The sequence below is a fragment of the Cupriavidus sp. SK-4 genome, assembly GCF_000611125.1.
Classification (GTDB): domain Bacteria; phylum Pseudomonadota; class Gammaproteobacteria; order Burkholderiales; family Burkholderiaceae; genus Cupriavidus; species Cupriavidus necator.
Genome location: NZ_JFJW01000167.1, coordinates 1 through 24,659 on the forward strand (window position 1 = coordinate 1; position 24,659 = coordinate 24,659).

The window sequence follows — 24,659 nt, forward strand, 5'->3', positions numbered from 1 at the left end:
GCCAGCCAGGCGGCCGGCCGCGGGCGCGCGCCCAGCCAGGCCCACGCCAGCACCACCACGATCAGCGGCTGGATCGCGCCGACCGTGGCCGCCACGCCACCCGGCAGCCGGTACGCGGCGATAAACAGCATGGCCTGGAAGAAGCCGATGTTGAGCACGCCCAGCACCGCCGCGCGCCACCACCAGCTGCCGCGCGGCAGTTGACGGCCGAAAGCAAGCATCGCCAGCCCGGCCGGCAGCGCGCGGATTACGCCTGAGAGCAACGGCTGCCCCGGCGGCAGCCACTGGCTGGTGACCAGGTAGGTGCTGCCCCAGATCGCCGGGGCCAGTCCGGTCAGCAGAATGTCCCTGAGGGTCACGCCGCCGGTCGCGGCCAGGGAGGAAGATCCAATCGCCTTCATGTCGATATTCTTGACGTCAAGATAAATAGACTTTACGAAGCCGATTGTTTGATGTCAAGATACTTCGGTATTCCTGCCACCCGCGTATCCGCACACCTGCTCCTGGATGACTGCCCGCCGCAAACCCGAAGACACGCCTGACCACGTCGATGGCATTCTCGCCCAATGGGCGCGTGAGCGCCCGGACCTGGATGCCTCGCCGATGGGCGTGATCGGCCGGCTGGGCCGGCTCAACCGCCATACCAGCCGGGCCATTGAAGCCGCGCTTGGGGAAACCGGCCTGCAGCCGTGGGAATTCGATGTGCTGGCGACGCTGCGGCGCGCGGGGCAGCCGTATGCACTGTCGCCGGGCGCGCTGATTGGCTCGCTGATGATCACTTCGGGCACCATGACCAACCGGCTCGACCACCTGGAGCGGGCCGGGCTGGTGCGGCGCCAGCCCAATCCGGAAGACCGGCGCGGGCTGCTGGTGGAACTGACCGAGGCCGGACGCGAGCGCGTCGACCGCGCGCTGGAACTGCACGTGGCCAACGAGCACCGCCTGCTGGCGGACCTGACTGCGACGGAGCGCGCGCAGCTGGCCGCGCTGCTGCGCCGCTGGCTGCGCATGTTCGAGCCGCCACCGGGCGGTGGCGGCGAAGACAATGAACCGGCCTGAGCGTCAGGCCCGCTGCGGACGCTCGCGCAGGTCGGGCAGGAAGACCGTCAGCAGGCCCAGCAGCGGCAGGTAGGCGCAGTACTCGTACACCGCGCGGATGCCGTGCGTATCGGCCATGCCGCCCAGCACCGCGGCGCCGATGCCGCCCATGCCGAAGGCAAAGCCGAAGAACAGGCCCGACACCATGCCCACCTTGCCGGGAATCAGCTCCTGCGCGAACACCAGGATCGCAGAGAACGCCGAGGCCAGGATAAAGCCGATGATGAAGGTCAGCACCGTGGTCCAGAACAGGCCCACGTGCGGCAGCGCCAGCGTGAACGGCGCCACGCCCAGGATCGAGGCCCAGATCACGCGCTTGCGGCCGATACGGTCGCCGATCGGGCCGCCCAGGATGGTGCCCGCCGCCACCGCGGCCAGGAACATGAACAGGTGCAGCTGCGCGTCCTGGCGCGCCAGCCCGAAGCGCTCCATCAGGTAGAAGGTGTAGTAAGAGGTCAGGCTGGCCATGTAGAAGTACTTGGAGAACACCAGCACCATCAGCACCACCATGGCCCGCACCACCAAGCGCGTGGGCAGCGGGCTGGCCACCGCGCCGGCGGCCTTGTGCTTGCGCGCGCCCTGCGCCAGCTGGCGCGCATACCAGCCGCCGATGCGCCACAGCACTACGATGCCCACCAGCGCCGCCAGCGAGAACCACGCCAGGCTGGCCTGGCGGTGCACGATCAGCGCGGCCAGCAGCGGCCCCATGGCGCTGCCGCCGTTGCCGCCCACCTGGAAGATCGACTGCGCCAGCCCGTGCTGGCCGCCCGAGGCCATGCGCGCCACGCGCGATGATTCCGGATGGAAGATCGATGAGCCGGTGCCGACCAGCGCCGCGGCCACCAGCAGCACGCCGTAGCTCGGCGCCACCGACAGCAGCAGCAAGCCCGCCAGCGTGAACGCCATGGCGATGGCCAGCGAATGCGGCTTGGGATGCTTGTCGGTGTACAGGCCCACCACCGGCTGCAGCAGCGACGCCGTGACCTGGTAGGTCATGGTCAGCAGGCCGATCTGGGTGAAGCTCAGGTTGAAGCCCCCCTTGAGCATCGGATAGATCGCCAGGATCAACGACTGGATCATGTCGTTGAGGAAGTGGGCGAAGCTGATCGCCGACAGCACGCGGAAACCGGTGCGTCCGGCCTGGGGGGATGTCGCGGAGGGTGTCGCGCCAGCAGGCGCGGAGTCGATGGTTGTGCTCATTGGCGGCTCTCGACAGACGGAAAGCGGCCAGCAGGGGCGCCGGCCTGGAAGGAACTGAGCACCGATGCTAGCTGGCGCCCCGGCGCCTGTCCTGCGAGAATAGGTCCGCAACCTTGGAGAAAAGGACATGCCGCGCGCCCCTCGCCCCCTTTCTGCTTCCGGCGCGGCCCGCCGCCGCGACCACCATGCGCCCCCTGCCCCCACGCCCGAGACGCTGGCACTGGGCGACACCTACGCCGATCCCCCGCCCTACGTCCGCTTCGACCGCAGCCCCCTGCCCGTCACCGCCATGGCCGCCGACTACCTGCCCGGCCACGTGACCAACCCACACCAGCATCCGCACGCGCAGCTGATCCACGCGGTGCACGGCGTGATGGTGGTGGCCACCGCCGAAGGCCAGTGGATCGTGCCGCCCACGCGCGGCATGTGGATGCCGGGCGGCACCACGCACTGGATCCGCATGGTCGGCCGGGTGCAGATGCGCACCGCCTATATCCGCCCCGATGCCGCGCCCGACCTGCCGCAGCGCTGCACCGTGCTGGGCATCTCGCCACTGCTGCGCGAGCTGATCCTGGCGGCGATCGACATTCCCCTGCCCTACGCCCCCGACACGCGCGACGCGCGGCTGATGCGGCTGTTGCTCGATGAAGTGATGCTGGTGCCGTCGCTGCCGCTGCACCTGCCGCGCCCGGCCGACGACCGCCTGCGGCAGATATGCGATGCCATCACCGGCGCGCCCGATACGGCGCTGACGCTGGCGGACTGGGGTTCACGGCTGGGGGTGGATCCCAAGACCATCCAGCGCCGCTTTGCACGTGAAACCGGGATGACCTTCGGGCAATGGCGCCAGCAGGCGCGCCTGCTGGCGGCGCTGGAGAAGCTGGCCGCCGGCAGCAAGGTAGTGGATGTGGCGCTGGACCTGGGCTACGACAGCCCGAGCGCGTTTGCGACCATGTTCAGGCGGCAGTTCGGCGTGCCGCCAAGTGCGTTCTTCCGCTGAGCGGGGGCGCCAGGCCGGTCAGCGCCCCAGATAGCGCTCCACCAGCCGCGTCCAGTAGGCCGCGCCGACGGTCAGGTTCTCATCGTTGAAGTCGTAGCCGGCGTTGTGCAGCAGCGGCTGGTTGGCGCCGTTGCCCAGCCGCACGAAGCAGCCCGGGCGCTGCTGCAGGAAGTAGGCAAAGTCCTCGCTGCCGGCGATGCGCGCGGCCTGGTCCACCACCTTGCCGGCGCCGACCAGTTCCTCGGCCACCTGGCGCGCGAACTCGGTCTCGCGCTCGCTGTTGACCAGCACCGGGTAGCCGCGCACATAGTCGACCTCGGCCACCGCGCCGTAGCCCTCGGCGTGCGACGTGGCGAGCTGGCGGATGCGCTTCTCCACCGATGCGCGCACCTCGGGGTTGAACGAGCGCACGCTGATCTCCATGCGCGCATTGTCCGGGATCACATTGGGCGCGTGGCCGGCGTGCAGCGTGCCGATCGTCACCACCGCGGTCTCGTTCGGGTCGACATAGCGCGCCACCACCGACTGCAGCGCCATCACCAGGCTGCCTGCCACCAGGATCGGGTCGACCGACTGGTGCGGGCGCGCGGCGTGGCCGCCCTTGCCGCGGATGGTGATGGTGACGGTGTCGCATGCCGCCATGAAGGGGCCCGAGCGGAACAGGAAGGTGCCCTGCTCCACCCCCGGATGGTTGTGCAGCCCGAAGATCGCATCGCAGGGAAAGCGCTCGAACAGCCCGTCTGCCAGCATGCGCTCGGCGCCGCCGCCCGCGCCGATTTCCTCGGCCGGCTGGAAGATCAGGTGCACGGTGCCGTCAAAGTTGCGCGTGCGCGCCAGGTGTTTTGCCGCGCCGAGCAGGATCGCGGTATGGCCGTCGTGGCCACAGGCGTGCATGCGGCCGGCGTTGACGCTGGCGTATGGCAGTGCGGTGCGTTCGTGGATCGGCAAGGCGTCCATGTCGGCGCGGATGCCCACGCTGTGCCCGCTGTCCCCGCAACGCAAGGTGCCCACCACCCCGGTGCCGCCCACGCCGCGCGTGACCGTATAGCCCCACGTCTCCAGCAGGCTGGCGACCAGGCCCGAGGTGCGGACCTCGTCGAAGGCTAATTCGGGATGCTGGTGGATATTGCGCCGGATGACTTCGAGTTCAGCGCGGCTGTCCAGGGTGTCGGCCAACGCGCAGTACCGGTGCTTGAGTGGCGACGCAGGGGACGCCGTGAGGGTGGTGCCGAGATAGGACTCGATTTCGGGGGCGTGCTCAGACATGGTGTTTTGCTCTCTGGCGAAACCTGTACAACCAGTATTTCACGCAGAAAACGCGAGCGAAACGCCAAGTGTGCGATTTCCTGTAAAACCATGTAATCCGGCCCGTTTCAGCACCGGAACTGTTGCCCTAATCGTACGCTTTGTATGGAAACCAAACGCTTTGTGTGAAAGCGTATCGATGGGGAACCATTGGGGACCGCGTATTCGCCCGCGGCAGCGCTGCCGGCATGCGGTACCCCCCCGGGGGGGGCGCCGCGATGCCACTGCCCTGCCCTCAGCGTTCGCCGTAGGGCACCACCTGCTGCGTCTGCTCGCCCAGCCCGTCCACACCCAGGCGCATGGTGTCGCCGGCCTTCAGGAAGCGCGGCGGCTTGAAGCCCATGCCCACGCCCGGCGGCGTTCCGGTCGCGATCAGGTCGCCCGGCAGCAGCGTCATGAAGCGGCTGACATAGCTGACCACGGTGGCCACGTCGAAGACCATGGTGGCGGTACTGCCCTCCTGCACGCGCTCGCCGTTGACCTCCAGCCACAGGCCCAGCGCCTGCGGGTCCTGCACTTCGTCGCGCGTCACCAGCCAGGGGCCGGCCGGGCAGAAGGTGTCGCAGCCCTTGCCCTTGTCCCAGGTGCCGCCGCGCTCGATCTGGAACTCGCGCTCCGACACGTCATTGACCACGCAGTAGCCGGCCACGTGGTTCAGCGCCGCTTCGCGCGAGACATTGCGCGCGGTGCTGCCGATGACCACGCCCAGCTCCACTTCCCAGTCGGTCTTTTCCGAGCCGAACGGCAGCATCACCGCGTCGTTGGGACCATTCAGCGAGCTGTTGGCCTTCAGGAACACGATCGGCTCGGCCGGCAGTGGCATGCCGGCCTCGGCGGCGTGGTCGGCATAGTTCAGGCCGATCGCCACGATCTTGCCGACTCCGCTCCAGGGCACGCCAAAGCGTGCGCCCTCGATCACCGGGAGCGACGCGGGGTCCACCTGCGCCAGCTGCGCCAGCGCCGCCGGCGCCAGTTGCATCGCGCCGATATCGGCCACCACGCCGGACAGGTCGCGCACGCGGCCTTGCGCATCGATCATGCCCGGGCGCTCGGCGCCGGGCTTGCCTACTCGAACCAGTTTCATCGTCGTCGTTGTCTTCAGGGGTTGTTCAGGCGGATTTCTTGAGCGTGGCGCCGGATACGCCGGTTGCGCCGGCTTCTGCCAGGGTCTGCGCCACCACGCTCAGGACTTCCGTGGCGGTCTTCTCGGAGTGGGCGCGCAGCACCTGCGCCAGGCGTGGCCGGCCGGGTTCGCGCAGCGCGGCCATGATGGCCTCGTGTTCCTCATGCGACTCCTGCCAGCGGATGGTATCGGCATTGGCCGCACCGCGTGCGCGGTGCACCTTGCTCATCAGCGCGGCATAGACGCCGGCCAGCACCGGATTGGCGGCGCCGTCGATGATCAGCTGGTGGATTTCCTGGTTGATGCGGAAATAGTCGGTGCGCCGGCCCGCGGCATGCGCATCGATCATGGCCTGGTGGCGCCGCTCCAGCTTGGCCATGGCCGCCGCGCCCAAGCGCTGTGCGGCCAGTTCGCCCGCCAGCGCCTCCAGCCCGTGCAGGGTCTCGAAGGTGGCGCGCAGCTCCTCCAGGTCCAGCGGCGCCACGCGGTAGCCGATGTACTGCCGGTGCAGCACCAGCCCCTCGGACACCAGCACCTTCAGCGCCTCGCGCAGCGGCGTCTTGGAGACATCGAAGGTCTCGCAGAAGGCCCGTTCATCGATCCTCACGCCGGGCGGCAGTTCGCCCTCTTCGATCATGGTGCGCAGCCGGGCGGCGATTTCGGCCGACATGCCGAGCGTGCGCAGGCGCGTGGTTTGGGAAAGCGTTTGTGTCACGGACGTCACCAGAATGGGGGAATGCACCATGACAAGGCTACCACATACCAAAATTGTGCATGCGCAACATCGTAAAATCAATGACTTACACACGTTGTAATTACAGATTACGTATCCTATACTCCGGCCTGTTGCGCAAAACGCCAACAGAACTGCCTCACCCAAGGACTAAAACAGGAGACGCCGTCATGGAGACGACAAGCCGGGCGACAGTGGTCACGGAGGCCAAGACCTCCGTTCGCTGGAAGATTTTTTTGATGATGCTGTTCCTCATCGCGATCAACTACATCGATCGCGCCTCACTGTCAGTGGCGATGCCGCTGATTGCCAAGGAGTTCGACCTCAGCCCCACCATGCAGGGCCTGATCCTCAGCTCGTTCTTCTGGACCTATGCGCTGATGCAGGTGCCGGGCGGCATGCTGGCCGACAAGTACAAGCCGCGCATCGTGATCGCCTGCGCCACCGTGTTCTGGGGCATTGCCCAGGCCGTGGCAGCCTTCACCACCAACGCCACCGCGCTGCTGCTGACCCGGCTCGGCCTGGGCGCGGCCGAAGCGCCGATCTACCCGGCCGGCGGCAAGCTCAACGCGATCTGGATGACCCAGAACGAACGCGGCCGCGGCGCCACCCTGCTTGACGGCGGCGCGCCGCTGGGCGCGGCGCTCGGCGCCATCATCATCACGTGGCTGATCGCCACGCTGGGTTCGTGGCGCCTGGCCTTTATCGTTGCCGGCGTCGGCACCGTGCTGGCCGGCATCGTGGCCTGGTACTACGTGCGCAACTCCCCGCGCGAGCACCGCGGCGTAAACGAACTGGAAGCCCGCTACATCGAGGAAGCCCAGGCCAATGAGCATCGCGCCGAGCCGGCCAACCTGTCGGGCCGCTCCATGGACTTCTTCAAGTACCGCTCGGTATGGTGCATGGCCGCTGGCTGGATGTGCTTCAACACCGTGTTCTACGGCCTGCTGACCTGGATGCCCAACTACCTGAACAAGGTGCACGGCTTCGACATCAAGCAGATGGGCGGCGCCAGCTTCATCATCTTCTTCAGCGGCTTTATCGGCGAACTGATCGGCGGCTGGATCGCTGACAAGTGGAAGGAAGCCGGCGGCCGCCCCAATGTGGTGATGCGCACGCTGTTCGGCATCGCCGCCGTGGTGGCCACGGTCTCGATCTTCTCGGTGGCCTACGTCACCGACCCGGTCGTGGTGGTCGTGCTGCTGTCGTCGACGCTGTTCTTCCTGCGCTGGTGCGGCCTGTTCTGGTGCGTTCCGTCGATGCTCGGCACCCGCAACAAGATCGGCTTCCTGGGCGGCGTGATGAACCTGGGCGGCAATATCGGCGGCATCACGGTGCCCATCATCGTCGGCATGATCGTGCAGTTCACCGGCTCGTACTTCCTGGCGCTGATGTTCTTCGCCGCGGCTGGCGTCGGCCTGCTGCTGGCTTCCACCGCCATCGACTACGAGACCAAGATCCCGGTCTGAAGACCCGTCGGATCACCGAACTCCGAAAACCCGCGAAAGGGCCGGCAATGTCCCGGCCCTCGCAACCACTCCTGAGACAAAAAGCAAAATGACCAAGCAAATCCGCCTCGGCATGCTGACGCCGTCTTCCAACACTGCGCTCGAACCCATCACCAGCGCGATGGTTGCCGGCGTGCCCAACGTCAGCGCGCATTTCTCGCGCTTCACCGTGACCGAGATCTCGCTGCGCGACCAGGCCCTGGGCCAGTTCAACCTGGACAAGATCCTGGCCGCCGCCAGCCTGCTGGCCGATGCGCGCGTCGATGTCATCGCCTGGAACGGCACTTCTTCCGGCTGGCTTGGCTTCGACAAGGATGAAGCGCTGTGCCAGCAGATCACCGAAGCCACCGGCATCCCGGCCACCACCTCGGTGCTGGCGCTCAACGAGATCCTGGAAAAGACCGGCGCGCGCAACTTCGGCCTGGCCACGCCGTACCTGGACGACGTGCAGCAGCGCATCATCGCCAACTACGAGCGCAGCGGCTTTCACTGCGTGGCCGAAAGCCACCTGGACCTGCATGTGAACTACAGCTTCGCCGAGGTCGAGGAAGACACCATCCGCGACATGGTGCGCGGCCTGGCCCAGCACCAGCCGCAGGCCATCACCACCTTCTGCACCAACCTGCGAGCCGCGCACCTGGCCGAGGAACTTGAAGCCGAAACCGGCATTCCGCTGTACGACACCATCTCCACCGTGGTGTGGAAGTCGCTGCGCCTGTGCGGCGTGGACACGCGTGAGCTGCGCGGCTGGGGCCGCCTGTTCCGCGAAGTGGAGTAAGCCGATGTCCGCTCACGACAGCCTTGACCTGGTGATCCGGCGCGCGGACGTGGTCACCGCCTCCGACCGCTTCCGCTGCGATATCGGCGTGCGCAACGGGCAGATCGTCGCGCTCGGCCACGCGCTGCCGCAAGGCGCGCGCGAAATCGATGCCGATGGCCTGCTGGCGCTGCCCGGCGGCGTCGATGGCCATTGCCACCTCGACCAGCCCATGCCCGATGGCCTGCGCATGGCCGACGACTTCTTCACCGGCACGCGCGCCGCGGTGTGCGGCGGCACCACCACCGTGATCCCGTTTGCCGCGCAGGAGAAGGGCGCTTCGCTCAAGGCTGCCGTGGCGGACTACCATCGCCGCGCGGAAGGCCGCGCGGTGATCGACTACGCCTTCCACCTGATCGTGGCCGACCCCACGCCGGCGGTGCTGGCCGATGAACTGCCGGCGCTGATCCGCAAGGGCTACAGCTCGTTCAAGGTCTACATGACCTATGACGACCTGAAGCTGTCCGACCGCGAAATGCTGTCGGTGCTGGACGTCGCCAAGCAGAACGGCGCGCTGGTGATGGTGCATGCCGAGAACGCCGACTGCATCTCGTGGCTGACCGACAAGCTGGTCGGGGAAGGGCGCATCGCACCGCGCTTCCACGGCCTGGCACGGCCCGCCGCGGTGGAGCGCGAGGCCACGCACCGCGCCATCACCTTTGCCGAACTGGTCGACGTGCCGATCCTGATCGTGCATGTCTCGGGCAAGGAAGCGATCGAGCAGATCCGCTGGGCACAGGGCAGGGGGCTGCAGATCCTGGCCGAGACCTGCCCGCAGTACCTGTACCTGACCGCCGACGACATGGCCCTGCCCGGCGACGACGGCTACGAAGGCGCCAAGTGCGTGTGCAGCCCGCCGCCGCGCGACCCCGAGAACCAGGCCGCGGTATGGCGCGCGCTGACCAATGGCGTGTTCAGCGTGTTCTCGTCAGACCATGCACCGTTCCGCTATGACGACCCGCAAGGCAAGCAGCCGGGCGGCGAACGGCCTTCGTTCGAGCATATCCCCAACGGCGTGCCGGGCATCGAGACGCGCCTGCCGCTGCTGTTCGACGGCGTGGCGCGCGGCAAGCTGTCGCTGCACCAGTTCGTCGAGCTGACCTCGTGGCGGCCGGCACGCCTGTATGGCCTGTATCCGCGCAAGGGCACCATCGCCATCGGCGCGGATGCGGACATCGTGCTGTGGGACCCGAACAAGCGCATGCAGATCCGCAACAGCGCGCTGCACCACGCGGTCGACTACACGCCGTACGAAGGCATCGAAGTGACCGGCTGGCCGGTGCATTGCTTCTCGCGCGGCGAGATGCTGGTGCGCGATGGCCAGTACCAGGAACCCCAGGCGGGACGCGGGCAGTTCCTGCCGGCGGGCGCGCCGATGCTGGGCTGATCGCCACGCCCGCAGCCAACCCATTCCGACCATGAAACTCCTGATCGTCAATCCCAATATCAGCGAATCCGTCACGGCGCTGATCGAGGCGGAAGCGCGGCGCACCGCCGCCGCCACCACCACGCTGCAGATGGCCACCGCGGCCTTCGGCGTGGCCTATATCGAAACCCGCTTCGAGGCGCTGGTCGGCGGCTATGCCACGGCCTGCGCCGCCGCGGAACACGCCGGCCAGTTCGACGGCCTGGTGGTCGCCGCTTTCGGCGACCCCGGCCTGGCCGGGCTGAAAGAGCTGTTCGACGTCCCCGTCGTCGGCATGACCGAAGCCGCGCTGGCCAGCGCCTGCCTGCTGGGGCAGCGCTTCTCCATCATCGCGATCTCGCACCGCATCCAGGCGTGGTACCGCGAATGCGTGGCGGCCAACGGCCTGTCGTCGCGGCTGGCCAGCGTGCGCTCGCTGCAGGAACCCCTGCGCGATATCGGCAGCGTGCAGGAAGACCATGCCGCGCGGCTGGAACAACTTGCCCTGCAAGCCATCGAGCAGGACGGCGCCGACGTGATCATCGTCGCCGGCGCGCCGCTGGCGGGACTGGCACGCTCGCTGCAAGGGCGCATCCCGGTGCCGGTGGTGGATGGCGTGTCGAGCGCGGTGCGGCATTGCGAATCGCTGGTGGCCCTGCGCGCCGGCAGCGCCACGCAGGGCAGCTTCGCGCGGCCGCCGCGCAAGCCCAATGCCGGCCTGCCGCCGGCGCTGGCAAAGCTGCTCGACTGAGCGCAACCGAGCGCAAACTGAGCCCTGTGCAAATCTGCAATGCGCGTCCGCAAGGACGCGCATTGCTGCATAAGGGGGACGATCCTAGACTGGCTGCACGGCCGCCGCATGGCGTGGCGGCCAGGCAACCACTACAGGATCGCAATGAAGCTCTACTACACTCCGGGCGTCTGCTCGATGGCCGTCCATATCGCCCTGCGCGAAGCCGGCCTGCCGGTCACGCTGGCCAAAGTCGACCTGCTCCACCACAAGCTGGCCGTGCCTGAAAACGGCACCGACGACTACTACACCATCAACCCGCGCGGCTACGTGCCGCTGCTGCAGCTCGACGACGGCTCGCGCCATACCGAAGCGGCATCGCTGCTGCAATACATCGCCGACCTGGTGCCCGAACGCGCGCTGCTGCCCGCCGCGGGCACGCGCGAGCGGCTGGAAGCCACCGGCTGGATCACGCTGGTCTCAACGGAACTGCACAAGGTCTTCAGCCCGTGGCTGTGGCACAAGGAAACCGCGCAGAGCACGGTAGAGGCCTGCAAGGCCAAGCTGCAACTGCGCTTTGCTGAGCTCGACAAGCACCTGCAGGGCCGCCAGTACCTGACCGGCGACACCTTTACCGTGGCCGACGCCTACTGCTTCACCATCCTCGGCTGGGCCCGCATGCTGATGATGCCGCTGACGGCATACCCCACGCTACAGGACTACCTGTCGCGCATCGCCGCGCGGCCGGCGGTGCAGGAAGCCATGCGCGCCGAAGGGCTCGTGCGCGACTGATCAGCGCATGGCGGGTGCGGGCACGCGATAGTGGTCCTGCGTCAGCAGGTCCAGCCCGCACGCCAGCGCGTCGATCCAATCAATAAAGCGCGCCACCATGTGCTTGCCGCGAAACGACGGCCCGTGCTGCGGCACGATCCATTCGATATCCATCGACCGCGCCATGGCTGCCCACAGCCGGCACGCGCGGCTGCCGCTCATGTAGCGCTGGTGGAACGGCAGCATCAGGCGAGTATGCGCATCGAAATCCGTCACCGTGGTGCCGGCCGCTTTGGCGCCTGTCATGGCCGCGCCGAGATCGCCCGAGAACAGGATCTTGCTGACCGGATCGTAGAACTGGAAATTGCCTTCGGAATGCAGGAAGTGCGCTGGCACCGCGACCAGGGAGCTGTGCCCGAGCGGGATATGCATGCCCGCATCCGGAATCGTCACGATGCGCCCGGCCGTCTTGCCGGCCTGGCAGAAATGCGGCAGGAAGCGCGCCCACACGCTGGAAATCAAGATGCGGCAGTCAGAGCCCGTCAGCCAGCGTCCGACCGATGCGACGATGTCCGGATCGGCATGCGAAGCCAGCACGTAGTCGAGTTGCTTGGGCGGAAAGTAGCGGCTGATGGTGAGATACAGCTCGCTGTAGGTCATCTGCCCGCCGGGATCGATCAGCGCGCCATGCCCATGGTCGACGACCAGGAACTGGTTGGTCTGCACCGCTTCGCCATGCGCTTCCTCGACCAGGTCGGTGAACATCAGGCAGGTGTGCCCGTCCGCGTCGTATAACGTGATTCCCATTGCCTCGCTCCGCTCGTCGCAAGCGGCGACGTTACTCAGCGAATCCCGTTGCAAACTTGATGCAAATCAATGGGGGGAGGGAACACGCGCCCCCCAGCGGCCGGACTGTCGTCAGGGGTGTACACCCCGGCCGGGCGTCGCGCGCGTCAGCGCGGGCTGGCCAGCAGTTCTTCGATCTTGGCGACGAACTGCTTGTCGTCAGGCGTGGTCTTGCTGTTGTAGCTGCCCACCACCTGGCCGTTGCGGCCGATCAGGTATTTGTAGAAGTTCCACTTGGGCGCGGTGCCGGTTTCCTTCGCCAGCAGCGCGTACATCGGGTTGGCCTCGCTGCCGCGCACGTGCGACTTGCCCAGCATCGGGAACTTGACGCCGTAGGTGTTGTAGCAGAAGTCCGCGATCTGCTTCTCCGAGCCGGGCTCCTGCGAGAAATCGTTCGACGGGAAGCCCAGCACGACCAGGCCGCGGTCACGGTACTTGCTGTAGAGCGCCTCCAGCCCTTCGTACTGGGGCGTGAAGCCGCAGTAGCTGGCGGTGTTGACCACCAGCACGACCTTGCCCGCGTACTGGCAGAGGTTTTGCGGGGCTTCATCCTGCAGGCGCGGGAACTTGAAGTTGAGCGACGCCGGGCAGGCGCCTGTTGCCTGCGGTGCAGGCGCGGCGGCCGGCTTGTCGGCGGCGCGGGCAGGGTGCGGCAATAGCGCGGCGCCGGCTGCGGCCAGCGCCAGCGCGCCGGCGAGGGCGGCCGGGCGCAGTTGTCGGAGTGTGGCGGACGAGGGGAAACGACGAGTCATGGCGATGAGGCTCCGGAAGGCGGCTCGCTGTATCGGGTACGCCATAGTCTACGCCGGTAGCGGCTTTCCGGCAGGCCGGCTCAATCCATCGCCAGCGTGGCGGCGTGTTCGGTGACGCTGCCGCGCAGCTCCAGGTCCGGCATGCGGCGCACGATCAGCAGTGCCAGCACCGCCGCCGCCGCGCCCGCGGCAAAGATCAGGTGGAAGCCCGACTCCACGCCGCCCGCCAGCACCGCGCGCACGGACGGCGACAGTTGCGCAAAGGCCTCGCTGCCGTGGCGCAGCGCGCCCAGGTCCAGCGCCTGCGTGACCCCCGATGCCGCCAGCGCATGGCGGAATTCCAGCGTCAGCAGCGTACCAGCCAGCGCCCCACCGATCGCACTGCCTAGGGAGCGCAGCACCAGCAGCGCGCCGGTGCCGGCGCCGGTATCGCGGCGCTCGAGCACGTTCTGCACACTGATCAGCGTCGACACCATGGTCATGCCCAGGCCCACGCCGGCCAGCGTCATCGCCGCCAGCACCACGGCCAACGGCATCGCGGGGGTCACCAGCGCCAGCACGATCAGCCCCAGCGCGGCAGCGATATAGCCGCCCGTCAGGATGCCGCGCATGCGGCCCACGCGGGGCGCCAACCACGCGACGATAAAGTTGCCCGCCACGGTGGCCAGCAGGAACGGCATCACCAGCAGGCCGGAGGTCGATGCATCGGCGCCACGCACCAGCTGGAAGTGCAGGGGCAGGGCAAAGATGCACAGGAAGATATCGAGCGCGGCCAGCGCCGAGGCGGCCACGCCCATCACATAGGCACGGTTGGCAAACAGGCGCGGCGGCAGCATCGGGTCCGCGGCGCGGCGCTCCTGCCAGGTCAGCAGGACCACGGCGGCCACGGCGGCCAGGAGCAGGGCGCCCAGCTCTGGCGAGAGCCAGTCGTAGACGTCGCCGCCCCAACTCATCGCCAGCAGGAAGGCGACGATGGCCACCGCCAGCAGCAGCGCCCCCGGCCAGTCCACGCGCGCACGCCCGCCACGCGGCGGCAGCATGGCCAGCCCGCGGTAGCACATGAACATCGCCAGCAGGCCCAGCGGCACGTTGACCCAGAACAGCCAGCGCCACGACATATGGTCAGAGACCCAGCCGCCCACCAGCGGCCCGGCGATCGACGCCACCGCCCACACCGTGGCCAGGTAGCCCTGGTAGCGCCCGCGCTGGCGCGGCGCCACCACATCGGCAATGGCCGCCTGCGCCAGCGACATCAGGCCGCCGCCGCCCACGCCCTGCAGCGCGCGGAACAGGATCAGCTGGCCCAGCGTCTGCGCCAGCGCGCATGCCACCGAGGCGCCGATAAACAGCGCGATCGCCACCATCAGCAGGCGCCGCCGGCCAAAACTGTCCGACAGCTTGCCGTACAGCGGCGTGGTCACCGTCGACACGATCAGGTACGCCGTCACGATCCACGACAGGTGGCTGAAGCCGTTCAGGTCATTGGCGATCGCCGGCACCGCCGGGATCACCACGGTCTGGTCGAGCGCGGCCAGCAGGATGCACAGCACGATGCCGCCGATCACCCGCATCACGGCGCGATGGTCGTGGGCGGGCAGGGCCGGCGTGATGTCCCGGGCGGATGCTGCAGAAGAGGGTGAAGACATGGGCAGGCATGAGACCGCAGCAATGTGCGGTGAAAGCAACGTCAAATGCAGGGAATATCGGTCGGGAACCGCGTGAGAGGGGGCGTGATGCCGTCGCGGCTGGCCTAATTCAGTGAACGCATAATTATATGCGGCCAGCAAATATCGCGCTTGCGACGCAGGCGATTGAAACGTCACTTGCGCGACACGATCAGGGCACCACAGTCGATGCAAGATCACATCACCGCTATCGAAGGTAAGATTTCGTCATGACCGAGACCCCACGACAAGCAAGAGGTCAGGCCCCCGATGCGGCCGGGCCGGAACTGGGCCAGTGGCACCCCGTGCTGGCGATCGAACAGGCCCGCGGTGACGGCCCCTTCCCAGCCCGGCTCTTTGGCCGCGCGCTGGTGCTGTGGCGCAACGCCGACGGCTGGCACGCCTGGGACGACCGCTGCCCGCACCGCGGCGCGGCTTTCACGCTGGGCGCCGTGCGCGACGGCCTGCTGCATTGCGGCTATCACGGCTGGCGCTTTGCATCCGGCGGGCGCTGCACGCGCTATCCCGCCCACCCGGAACTGGTGCCCGCCCCGCGCGCCTGCGCCACCACGCACGCGGTGCGCGAGGGCTACGGGCTGTTATGGGTACGTCTTGGCGGCGACGGCACCGAGGCCGTGCCCGAACTGCCGCCCTTCCCCGAGTACGACGACGCCGAATGCCGCCACGTGGTCTGCGGCCCCTACGACGTTGCCACCTCGGCACCACGGCTGGTGGAGAACTTCCTCGACATGGCGCACTTCGGCTATGTCCACGACGGCTACCTGGGCGACCCGGCGCACACCGAAGTGCCGCCCTATGAAGTGGAAGCCATCGGCGATGCGCGCAAGCCCGACGCGCTGCGCACCATCGGCTGCCGCGCCTGGCAGCCGCGCGCGCACGCCAGCGCCGCCGGCGGAGCCATGGTCGAGTATGAATACCGCGTGGTCGCGCCCTATGCCGCGATCCTGACCAAGGTGCCCGACCTTGGCGACAACCATCGCGGCGCCATCGCGCTGTTTATCGGCCCGCGGGACGAGGAATCGAGCCGCGTGTGGTTCGTGATGTCACTGGTGACGGGGGATGACGACGCCAGCCTGCGCGAATTCCAGGACACCATCTTCCTGCAGGACAAGCCGATCGTGGAATCGCAGCAGCCGCGCCGCCTGCCGTTGCGCACCGGCGTGGAGGTGCCGCAGCCGGCGGACAAGCTGGCAGGTGCGTACCGGCGCTACCTGGCGGCGCACGGGGTGAAGTTCGGCACGCTGGGCTAGTGGACGGGGCGGGCGCATCCCGTGCGACCTGGCCCCCGAACACGACAGGCCTAACGCCCGCCGCCAGTGATGTAATGCTCCAGCTGCTCGATGATGAACTGCTGCTCGGAGATGATGTCCTTCACCAGGTCGCCGATCGACAGCATGCCGATCAGCTCCTCGCCCTCCATCACCGGCAGGTGGCGCAGCCGGTGCCGGGTCATCAATGCCATGCATTCGTCGGTGGTCTGGCTGGCGCCGACGTAGATCACCGCGTTGGTCATGATGTCGCGCACCAGCGTCTCGCGCGAGGTGCGCTGCATCAGGATCACCTTGCGCGCGTAGTCGCGCTCGCTCACGATCCCCTGGATCGCGCCATGCTCGATCACCAGCAGCGCGCCGATGCCTTTCTCCGCCATCAGCTGCAGCGCGGCATAGACGGTCGCCGTGGGCGGGACGCTGTAAATGGCCTGACTCGGCTTGGACTCCAGAACCTGGCGTGCGGTTTTCATCACCAACTCCTTTTCGGTCGACAATGCAATGCGGCTGGCGGTGCCTGCTTGGGCGCCAATGCAATCAGAGTAGCAAAGTAACGCCCGCCGTTACAGGGTGACTTACGCGAATCTTTGTAAGCAAGGTTGTGACGCCCGAATGGCAGCCGCCTGGTCAAAGTTGCGCATCGGTCTCTTTTCCGTCCAGTGCCGCCAGGCACAGCGCCTGCATCTCGGCCACCCATTGCGCCGGCTGCAGCGCCGCGCCCTGCAGCAGCAGCCGATAGCGGCGCGCCCCCCAGACCGCCAGCACCAGTGCCTGCACCTTCGCGGCATCCGGGGCCGTAGGCAAGTCGGGACAAGCGCACAGCGCCCGGCGCCAGGCCTCGCAGAACTCTTCGAACACGCGCCGGTGGTGCTTGGGCTCGGCGATGCGCGGCTCCAGCCCGATGATGTCGGCATCGAAGACGATGCCCGTGGCCTCGTCGTCCGCACCGCAGGCGATGGCGACCAGCCGCCGCACGCGGGTGCGCCAGTCGGCATCGGTTCGCTGCGTAACCTCGGTGTCGATGCGCGTCAGCATGCTCTCGACCGTGTGGCGCACATAGCCCGACGCCAGCGCTTCCTTGCTGGGAAAGTACTCGTACAGCGTGCCCACCGAGAACCCCGCCTCCAGCGCCACCGCGCGCGTGGTCACGCCGTCCCAGCCATCGCGGCGCCAGATCCGAACAAAGGCGTCGTAGATGGCGTTGACGGTGAAGTGCGCGCGCTGCTGCGAAGGGCGCTTGAGCGGTTTGCTGCGCGGCGTGGCGGGCCGTTTCAGGTCGCTGGCGGCGGGCGCTTCGTTTCCGAACCCGGGGGCGTTGGCGCGGCGATAGATTCTTGGCATCGGCCTCACGGAAGTCATGGCGAACATTGCACGCCGGACGGACGGGCCGCGAACCAGGAGAAAAGACATGGCAGCAACTGAACCGACCCTTGCCATCACGCGGCTGTTCAGCCGCAAGGATGCCCTAAACGAAAGCCGGCTGGAAGCCGTGCAAGAACCCGCCACCGCCGCGGCCGGCGAAGTGCTGCTGCGCCTGGATCGCTTTGCCCTGACCACCAACAACATCACCTACGCCGCCTTCGGCGAAGCCATGCAGTACTGGGATTTCTTTCCCACCGGCCAGCCACAGTGGGGCCATATGCCGGTGTGGGGCTTTGCCGATGTGGTGGCCACCGGCGTCGACGGCATCGCCCCCGGCGAACGCTTCTACGGCTACTTCCCCATCGCCAGCCATCTCCGCATGCAGCCCGAGCGCGTGACCGCGCGCGGCTTCTACGATGCCGCGGCGCACCGCGTCCGGCTGACCTCGGCCTACAACCAGTACACCCGCGTGCAGAACGACACCGCCTACGCGCCGGAGCTGGAGCACTACCAGATGCTGTACCGGCCGCTGTTCATCACCTCGTTCATGCTGGCCGACTTCCTGGAAGACAACCGCTTCTTCGGCGCACGGCGGCTAGTGGTGTCCAGCGCCTCCAGCAAGACGGCCTATGGCACCGCCTTCTGCCTGCGCGACCTCGACGGCATCACGCTGACCGGGCTGACCTCGGCCCGCAACCGCGCCTTTGTCGAAGACCTTGGCTGCTACGACAGCACCGTCACCTATGACGAACTGGCATCGGTGCCGGTGGACGAGCCCACGCTCTATGTCGACTTCTCCGGCGATGAATCGCTGCGCGCGCGCGTGCATGCGCATTTCGGTGACAGCCTGGTGTACGACTGCTTTGCGGGCTCGGCGCAGAACACCGGCTTCCTGCGCGACCTGCACCTGCCCGGGCCCAGGCCCGAGTTCTATTTCGCGCCGGTGCAGATCCGCAAGCGCAATGCCGACTGGGGACCGCAGGAAGTGAACCGGCGCTTCAACGCGGCGCAGCGCCGCTTTATCGACCATGCGCGCGATCCGGCCAATCGCTGGCTGGCGCTGGTGGAGGAACGGGGGTTCGAAGCCGCGCAGGCACGGATCGCGCGTCTGGCGGCGGGTAGCGGCGCGCCGCAGGAGGGGTACGTGGTGGTCGTGGGGTAAAAGCAGAACGGGCCCCGCATGGGGCCCGTCTTTCACTCCGTCAGCATCCGCACCTTCACCTTCTTGCCCTTGACCTTGCCGGCATTGAGCCGCTTCACCGCCTCGCGCCCGATGCTGCGCTCCACCGCGATATAGGTCGACATCTCCAGCACATTGATCTTGCCGATCTGCTCCTTGGTGAAGCCGGCATCGCCGGTCAGCGCGCCCAGGATATCGCCGGGGCGGATCTTCTCCTTGCGGCCGCCCAGCATCTGCAAGGTCACCATCGGCGGCAGCAGGCGTTCGTTGCTGGCGGGCCTCAGGTCGGCCAGCGGGTGCCATTCGAATTCGCCGCCGTGGTGCTGCTCCAGGTTGCCCACGCGGCCCATCTCGTCCATGCTGACCAGGCTGAAGGCCCAGCCTTCCTGGTCGGCGCGGCCAGTGCGGCCGATGCGGTGCACGTGGACTTCAGGATCGGGCGTGATCTCGACATTGATCACCGCCTCGAGCTGCGCGATATCCAGCCCGCGCGCGGCCACGTCGGTGGCCACCAGCACCGAGCAGCTGCGGTTGGCAAACTGCACCAGCACCTGGTCGCGCTCGCGCTGCTCCAGCTCGCCGTGCAGCGCCAGCGCCTGGTAGCCCTGCGCGCGCAGCAGTTCCACCAGCTCCCGGCAGCGCGCCTTGGTATTGCAGAACGCCAGCGTGCTGACCGGCCGGAAGTGGTCCAGCAGGCGCCCCACTGCGTTCAGGCGCTCGCCTTCCTCGACTTCATAGAAGCGCTGGCGGATGGTGCTGTTGTCATGCGTAGCCTCCAGCTTGGTCGACTGCGGGTTGCGCAGGAAGCGGTGGCTGAGCTTGTCGATGCCGGGCGGATACGTGGCAGAGAACAGCAGCGTCTGCCGGTCCTTCGGGCAACGGCTGGCCACATAGGCGATGTCGTCGAAGAAGCCCATGTCGAGCATGCGGTCGGCCTCGTCCAGCACCAGCGTGTTGATGCCGGACAGGTCCAGGCTGCCGCGGTCGATGTGATCCAGGATGCGTCCGGGCGTGCCCACCACGATATGTGCGCCATGAATCAGGCTGTCGACCTGCGGGCGCATCGGCGAGCCGCCGCACAGCGTCAGCACCTTGATGTTCTCTTCGGCGCGCGCCAGGCGGCGGATTTCCTGCGTGACCTGGTCGGCCAGTTCGCGCGTGGGGCAAAGCACCATCGCCTGTACGTCGAAGCGGCGCGGATCGAGCCGGTGCAGCAGCGCCAGCCCGAAGGCGGCGGTCTTGCCGCTGCCGGTCTTCGCCTGCGCCACCAGGTCCTGGCCCGCCAATGTGATCGGCAGGCTGGCCGCCTGAATCGGCGTCATTTCGTCATAGCCAAGCTGCGCCAGCGTGGCGAGCATGGTGGGCGACAGCGGCAGGGTGGAAAAAGCGGTGCCGGCTTGCGGCTGGGCGGGGGTCGAGTTCATGCGCGATTATAGCGATCCAGGGATGTCGATCCGTCAGTCATCGGCCGGCGGCGTCCAGTCCAGCCGCTCCAGCAGCGCCTGCGCCGCGGCCGGCGCGCGTTCCTTGGCGCCGTTGATAAAGAAGACAAAGACTTCGCGCTTGCGCGCGGCGGGCTTGCGGTCTTCCACCGTCGGCAGGTCGGCTGGCTGGTGGCCCTGCGCCCACGTGCGCACCCGTTCAGCCCACGCATCCAGGTCCCTGGGCGCGTAGCCGGCCTTCAGCTTCTCGCTGCTGGCCATCAGCCGAGCATAGACAAAGTCTGCAGTGAGATCCGCCATCGACGGAAACTTGGGCGAATCGGTAAAGACCGTGGCGGCCTTGTATTTGCGCGCGAGCTTGAGGTAGTCCGGCGCCTGGAAGCTGTCGTGCCGCACCTCCAGCACGTGGCGCAGCTTCACGCCTTCCACCGAGTCCGGCAGCAGCTGCAGGAAGGCCTCGAAGTCTTCCGCATCGAACTGCTTGGTCGGCGCGAACTGCCACACCACCGGACCCAGCTTGCGGCCAAGCTCGGCAATGCCGCTGTCGATAAAGCGTTCGATCGATTCACCGGACTCGGCCAGCACGCGCCGGTTGGTGGCAAACCGCGGGGCCTTCACCGCGAACACGAAATCATCCGGCGTCTCGTCGCGCCATTTGGCGAACGAGGTGCGCTTCTGCGTGCCGTGGTAGGTGCTGTTGATTTCAATCGCGCTGAGGTGGCGGCTGGCATAGGCCAGCTCACGTGCCTGTGCCAGGCCGGCGGGATAGAAGTTGTCGCGCCACGGGGCGAAATTCCAGCCACCGATGCCAACCCGCACCGGCTCGGCGGACGTGGAGGCCTTGCGTGACCTGGCCCTGGATGTGGCCTCAGACGTTGCTGCAGGCTTGGATGCGGCCTTCGCCGCGGTGCGTGCTGCCATGGCGCGATCTCCCGAAACGCGAGACTGGCAGTCTAGCGGGAAACTGCGCCAGACGGTGGCGGCGCAACCGGGCCCCTGGCCAACAAAAAAAGCCGGAAGAGGGCCAGGCCCTCTACCGGCTTCGTTCCCGGTCCCCCGGAATCAGAACGAGAAACTCACCACGGCGTCGGCGACGTTCACGTCCGCCGGCTTGGTCTGCACCGTACCCGTGGCGCTGGTGGCCTGCACGCTGTACTTGCCCGCGGCGGCGCCGTCCGCCTGCAGCGGAATCGGCAGCGCGGCCTGGTAGGTGCCGATCAGCGGCGCGGCCACCGGCAGTGCCGGTTCGGTTGCAAACATGCTGTAGGCGCCGGTATCGCTGGCGGCAGCCGTCGCCGCAATCTCGAAATTGCCGCCACTGACCAGTTGCAGCGCGCGCAGGGTCGCTTCGGCCGAAGCCGGCGTGACCGTACCCGAAACCCGGCGATAGGTCGACGCCGGCAGCGACATCGGCGCCGCCGCGGTCGAGATCGCCGTGGGCGTGCCCACCACCACTGGCACGCCGCGCACAATGCCCGCCGCCTTGCCATTGGCAGAGCCCGGCACCACCACCACGTCAACCGGGCCGGCCGTGCTGCTCTGCTCGATCGGTGACAGCTTGAAGTTGCCGTTGGCGTCCGCCACCGTCGACTTCACCACCACGCCGTTGCGCTCGGCATAGACGCGCGCGCCCGGTGCCCCGCTGACCACGCCGTTCACTTCACCGCTGACGGTCATCGGGATCGCCGTCACCACCGGCTTCAGGCCAAAGGTGCCATTGCCGCGCGTGACCACCGACTTGCACGCGTCAAAGTCCAGCACCAGGTCGGTCAGCGTACCCGCTGCCACGGTGAACGGCCGGTTGATCTTGATGCCCGACTGCACCGCGCTCGGCGTATCCAGCGTCTGCTCAGTGCCGCCGATGGGCACCACCGAGTTGGCCAGCGCACCGGCGCCGCCGCCACGGTTGGCATCGAGCACCAGGCGCACCTGCTGGTAGTTGCCGGCAGGCAGCGCGGCCTGGCCAAGCACCGTCATCACGCCGTTGGTCAGGGACAGCAGGTCGATCTTGCGCGCGGGCACGACGTCGATATCGACCCAGCCCCCGGCGCTCGTCTCGGCGCTGGCGCTGCTGTGCACGCGCACCTTGTTGACGGTCACGAAGACATTGTTGAAGCCACAGGCCGGCGCATCGGTCATCGAGACCTTGAGCGTCCCTTGCCCGCCGCCATCATCGCCGCCACCACCACCGCAGGCTGCCAGCGCCAGGGCACCGGTCAGGGCAAGCACGCGCATCGGCGCGGAAGTCAAAGAAAGGACTGACACGGTAGGCTCTCCGTTTGGGTTATTTGTGAGTTGATCGGAGCATATGTTGCCGATCGCATAACGGCTGTAAATCTTTGTAATACGTTGTGAAAAAGTCGTTAGCTTGTCTGCATGACTGATCAGCAACGCTTGACGACAGATGTACTTTTGCCCAAGCCGCCGTCGGATGCGCTGCGGCAAGCGTTCTGCTGCGGCTGCCATCACGCTCATGAACGCCCGCATCGGCAATCACCGCTGCGTTGCAACGCCGCTTGTATTGCAACGCATCGGATGAGGCGTCTGATCACGCCGAAACCCACTCCTGCGTGCATTCACGTTACGAATTTCAGATCCACCAGTGCGCATTCCCGAGCCGCCCGAGGGCACTATCGCGCACCAATTGGCGCGTTGTGTCGTCAACCTGATCGCATTCGACCGGATTTCGCCTGCCTACCTCAAGTCGCGCGCACCCGCTCCGTATACAGTCCGCATACAGCGGGGGGGGGAAATCCCACACACACATAAACGCCCCCCAACGATTCCCTACGAAGGATCTCCCCTGATGTTCATTACCATCCGTGCGCGCGGATCGGGGCCCTGTGCGTGGCCATCGTCATCGCCGCGCTCGCCATCAATACGGCGCTGAACCAGTTCGTCGCCAACCGCCATAACGAAGACGCCATCGACAGCAGCCTGGCGGCCGTGCAGAGCGGCCACACCAGCGCCATCGTCGACTGGGTGGCCTCGCACAGCCAGATGATCCACTCGCTGCAGGATACCGTGCTGCAGCCCGAACCCGATGCTGCGCTCAAGCAGGTGGCCGACGCCGGCGGCTTCACCAAGGTCTACGTCGGTTATGCCGACAAGACCTCCAGATTCTCCGACCCGAAGGGCGTCCCGCCCGGCTACGACCCGACCGCCCGGCCCTGGTACAAGCAGGCCGCAGCAGCCGGCAAGCCGGTGGTTACGCCGCCCTATGTCGCCGCCAGCACCGGCAAGCTGGTGGTGACATTTGCCACGCCCGTGATCCGCGATGGCGAGGTCAAGGCCGTGGTGTCCGGCGATGTGGCAATGGACACCGTGATCGCCAACGTCAAGGCAATCCGCCCTACGCCGGCAAGCTTCTGCCGGACACGACCTGCATCGCCCCCTTGGCATCGTCGCGCCATGCCGCGACACGTAGCTGCGATATGCCGCTATACCCGGTAGGAAATAGCGCCCCGTGCCAACCGAACAACCATTCCTTGCTGAGTGGCTCGTTGCAGCGGCCGCTTGCATCCAGCACCATCTCCACGACGCCTTCCACATGCCGGTCCACCGGTGCCAGCGCGCCGATGTCCACGCCCAGCCGGCGCGCAAGCGAAGACCGAACTGAATCTGCATTGAGCCGTTCGCCCTCGATCTCGCTGGTCTTGACCACGTCCTCGGTCAGCGCGGTCAGGCTGGCCTCGCCCCGCAAGGCCATTCCTACATCGGCAAGGCGGCCCAGGAGCATGCCCTGGGCGCGTGTCACATCAGCCAGCGGCCGAGCCAGCGCTGCCAGGTCGTAGTGGAATTGTGGCCAGTCAGGCGATTGCCAGATATAGAGCCATTCTCCGCGTTTCATGCGGAGATTATGGCAACTACTCCGCATGCGCCAATTATTCACCGCAAATTCCGCGGGGAATATCAATGCAATCTCCGCACACGCCCACCAAGAGGATCTTTCGACTCTTAATGGGGGCCACCGGGAGGCCCCGAGGCGTGATCCCGCCGCCCACCAATCGCCCCCGACGACGCCGCACGCAGAATCCGCTGGAACGTCGGGCACTCCATATGCCTTGGCGCCGGGCAAACCGCCGCATGCCGCAGTCCGTCGCGCATCGCCGTCAGCTTGCGGATGGTCCGGTCCAGTTCATCCGCCCTGGCCGCCAGCACCTGCCGGTCGATGTTCGGCTGGCCCTGTGGCGAGAACATCTGCGCGATGTCATCCAGCGAGAAACCGGCGGCACGCCCCAGTGCAATCAGCGCCAGCCGCTCCAGCACGCCGGCATCGAACACGCGCCGCATCCCGCGCCGGCCGATGGAAGCGATCAGCCCCATTTCCTCGTAGTACCGCAGCGTCGAGGCCGGCACGCCTGCGTGCCGGGCCACTTCCGCAATATCCAGGCTTGTCACCGCTTGACCAGGTGCGCGGCAAGCCTCGGCCTT

At 67.2% G+C, this 24,659-nt stretch carries 23 protein-coding genes and 2 pseudogenes; 10 read left to right on the forward strand and 15 right to left on the reverse strand.

Annotated elements, in window-relative coordinates; all coding sequences use genetic code 11:
* Positions 1–401, reverse strand: a 401-nt coding sequence (locus CF68_RS31915) for an EamA family transporter (RefSeq protein ID WP_152548584.1), incomplete at its 3' end; no start/stop codon positions are given.
* 106 nt (positions 402–507) lie between these two features.
* On the opposite strand from CF68_RS31915, the gene CF68_RS31920 reads away from it, so the two are divergent.
* Positions 508–1,059 carry a MarR family winged helix-turn-helix transcriptional regulator gene (locus tag CF68_RS31920; RefSeq protein WP_035826939.1) on the forward strand — a complete coding sequence of 184 codons (552 nt, stop codon included), beginning with the start codon at positions 508–510 and terminating at the stop codon, positions 1,057–1,059.
* 3 nt (positions 1,060–1,062) lie between these two features.
* Here CF68_RS31920 and CF68_RS31925 read toward each other — a convergent pair whose 3' ends face one another.
* Positions 1,063–2,298 (reverse strand): MFS transporter, encoded by a 1,236-nt coding sequence (locus CF68_RS31925; RefSeq protein ID WP_035826941.1) that lies wholly within the window; start codon positions 2,296–2,298, stop codon positions 1,063–1,065.
* A 127-nt stretch (positions 2,299–2,425) separates the two neighbouring features.
* On the opposite strand from CF68_RS31925, the gene CF68_RS31930 reads away from it, so the two are divergent.
* On the forward strand, positions 2,426–3,298 hold the full coding sequence (locus tag CF68_RS31930; protein ID WP_200872617.1) for a helix-turn-helix domain-containing protein: 873 nt from the start codon (positions 2,426–2,428) through the stop codon (positions 3,296–3,298).
* Positions 3,299–3,316: 18 nt separating this feature from the next.
* Here CF68_RS31930 and CF68_RS31935 read toward each other — a convergent pair whose 3' ends face one another.
* The 3 genes from CF68_RS31935 to CF68_RS31945 all read right to left on the reverse strand — a co-directional run bounded on the left by CF68_RS31935 (position 3,317) and on the right by CF68_RS31945 (position 6,471).
* Positions 3,317–4,564, reverse strand: coding sequence for a M20 aminoacylase family protein (locus tag CF68_RS31935; protein WP_035826943.1), 1,248 nt, complete (start codon positions 4,562–4,564; stop codon positions 3,317–3,319).
* Positions 4,565–4,838: 274 nt separating this feature from the next.
* On the reverse strand, positions 4,839–5,687 hold the full coding sequence (locus CF68_RS31940) for a fumarylacetoacetate hydrolase family protein (protein WP_035826946.1): 849 nt from the start codon (positions 5,685–5,687) through the stop codon (positions 4,839–4,841).
* A gap of 25 nt (positions 5,688–5,712) precedes the next feature.
* Positions 5,713–6,471, reverse strand: a complete 759-nt coding sequence (locus CF68_RS31945; RefSeq protein ID WP_035826949.1) for a GntR family transcriptional regulator — start codon at positions 6,469–6,471, stop codon at positions 5,713–5,715.
* A gap of 158 nt (positions 6,472–6,629) precedes the next feature.
* Here CF68_RS31945 and CF68_RS31950 point away from each other — a divergent pair, with 158 nt between their 5' ends.
* From CF68_RS31950 to gstA, 5 genes are all read left to right on the forward strand, one after another.
* Entirely contained in the window at positions 6,630–7,928 is a 1,299-nt protein-coding gene (locus tag CF68_RS31950; protein WP_035826952.1) for an MFS transporter, read from the forward strand.
* An 88-nt stretch (positions 7,929–8,016) separates the two neighbouring features.
* A complete protein-coding gene (locus CF68_RS31955; RefSeq protein WP_035826954.1) occupies positions 8,017–8,745 on the forward strand; it encodes an aspartate/glutamate racemase family protein in 729 nt (242 codons plus the stop codon).
* Between the two features lie 4 nt (positions 8,746–8,749).
* On the forward strand, positions 8,750–10,171 hold the full coding sequence (hydA, locus tag CF68_RS31960) for a dihydropyrimidinase (RefSeq protein WP_035826956.1): 1,422 nt from the start codon (positions 8,750–8,752) through the stop codon (positions 10,169–10,171).
* Positions 10,172–10,202: 31 nt separating this feature from the next.
* A complete protein-coding gene (locus CF68_RS31965) occupies positions 10,203–10,940 on the forward strand; it encodes an aspartate/glutamate racemase family protein (RefSeq protein WP_013955163.1) in 738 nt (245 codons plus the stop codon).
* A 144-nt stretch (positions 10,941–11,084) separates the two neighbouring features.
* Positions 11,085–11,711 carry a glutathione transferase GstA gene (gstA, locus tag CF68_RS31970; RefSeq protein ID WP_013955162.1) on the forward strand — a complete coding sequence of 209 codons (627 nt, stop codon included), beginning with the start codon at positions 11,085–11,087 and terminating at the stop codon, positions 11,709–11,711.
* On the opposite strand, the gene CF68_RS31975 is transcribed toward gstA, so the two are convergent.
* From CF68_RS31975 to CF68_RS31985, 3 genes are all read right to left on the reverse strand, one after another.
* Positions 11,712–12,497, reverse strand: coding sequence for an MBL fold metallo-hydrolase (locus CF68_RS31975; RefSeq protein ID WP_035826958.1), 786 nt, complete (start codon positions 12,495–12,497; stop codon positions 11,712–11,714).
* Between the two features lie 146 nt (positions 12,498–12,643).
* Positions 12,644–13,288 carry a glutathione peroxidase gene (locus CF68_RS31980; RefSeq protein WP_035826962.1) on the reverse strand — a complete coding sequence of 215 codons (645 nt, stop codon included), beginning with the start codon at positions 13,286–13,288 and terminating at the stop codon, positions 12,644–12,646.
* A gap of 80 nt (positions 13,289–13,368) precedes the next feature.
* Positions 13,369–14,934 carry an MDR family MFS transporter gene (locus CF68_RS31985; RefSeq protein ID WP_235205959.1) on the reverse strand — a complete coding sequence of 522 codons (1,566 nt, stop codon included), beginning with the start codon at positions 14,932–14,934 and terminating at the stop codon, positions 13,369–13,371.
* Positions 14,935–15,182: 248 nt separating this feature from the next.
* Here CF68_RS31985 and CF68_RS31990 point away from each other — a divergent pair, with 248 nt between their 5' ends.
* A complete protein-coding gene (locus CF68_RS31990; RefSeq protein WP_035826966.1) occupies positions 15,183–16,223 on the forward strand; it encodes an aromatic ring-hydroxylating dioxygenase subunit alpha in 1,041 nt (346 codons plus the stop codon).
* 50 nt (positions 16,224–16,273) lie between these two features.
* Here CF68_RS31990 and CF68_RS31995 read toward each other — a convergent pair whose 3' ends face one another.
* Together CF68_RS31995 and CF68_RS32000 are read right to left on the reverse strand one after the other, a co-directional pair.
* On the reverse strand, positions 16,274–16,714 hold the full coding sequence (locus CF68_RS31995) for a CBS domain-containing protein (protein ID WP_013955157.1): 441 nt from the start codon (positions 16,712–16,714) through the stop codon (positions 16,274–16,276).
* A gap of 154 nt (positions 16,715–16,868) precedes the next feature.
* Positions 16,869–17,582, reverse strand: a complete 714-nt coding sequence (locus CF68_RS32000) for a TetR/AcrR family transcriptional regulator (protein WP_035826980.1) — start codon at positions 17,580–17,582, stop codon at positions 16,869–16,871.
* A gap of 67 nt (positions 17,583–17,649) precedes the next feature.
* Here CF68_RS32000 and CF68_RS32005 point away from each other — a divergent pair, with 67 nt between their 5' ends.
* Positions 17,650–18,765: a DUF2855 family protein gene (locus CF68_RS32005; protein ID WP_035826967.1), complete on the forward strand. Its 1,116-nt coding sequence runs from the start codon at positions 17,650–17,652 to the stop codon at positions 18,763–18,765.
* A 32-nt stretch (positions 18,766–18,797) separates the two neighbouring features.
* On the opposite strand, the gene dbpA is transcribed toward CF68_RS32005, so the two are convergent.
* From dbpA to CF68_RS32020, 3 genes are all read right to left on the reverse strand, one after another.
* Positions 18,798–20,207, reverse strand: coding sequence for an ATP-dependent RNA helicase DbpA (gene dbpA / locus CF68_RS32010; RefSeq protein WP_035826969.1), 1,410 nt, complete (start codon positions 20,205–20,207; stop codon positions 18,798–18,800).
* 33 nt (positions 20,208–20,240) lie between these two features.
* Positions 20,241–21,146 carry a DUF72 domain-containing protein gene (locus CF68_RS32015; protein WP_035826971.1) on the reverse strand — a complete coding sequence of 302 codons (906 nt, stop codon included), beginning with the start codon at positions 21,144–21,146 and terminating at the stop codon, positions 20,241–20,243.
* A gap of 141 nt (positions 21,147–21,287) precedes the next feature.
* The gene (locus CF68_RS32020) at positions 21,288–22,490 is read right to left on the reverse strand and encodes a DUF4382 domain-containing protein (RefSeq protein WP_152548585.1); all 1,203 of its coding nucleotides are present in this window, start codon (positions 22,488–22,490) and stop codon (positions 21,288–21,290) included.
* A gap of 541 nt (positions 22,491–23,031) precedes the next feature.
* Between CF68_RS32020 and CF68_RS32025 the strand changes: the two are divergent.
* A pseudogene (locus CF68_RS32025) lies at positions 23,032–23,594 on the forward strand (cache domain-containing protein); the annotation flags it as partial.
* Position 23,595: 1 nt separating this feature from the next.
* Here CF68_RS32025 and CF68_RS36765 read toward each other — a convergent pair.
* Together CF68_RS36765 and CF68_RS32030 are read right to left on the reverse strand one after the other, a co-directional pair.
* Positions 23,596–24,075: pseudogene (locus CF68_RS36765) on the reverse strand (DUF4172 domain-containing protein); the annotation flags it as partial.
* A gap of 107 nt (positions 24,076–24,182) precedes the next feature.
* On the reverse strand, positions 24,183–24,626 hold the full coding sequence (locus tag CF68_RS32030) for a helix-turn-helix domain-containing protein (RefSeq protein ID WP_035826974.1): 444 nt from the start codon (positions 24,624–24,626) through the stop codon (positions 24,183–24,185).
* Positions 24,627–24,659 lie beyond the last annotated feature (33 nt).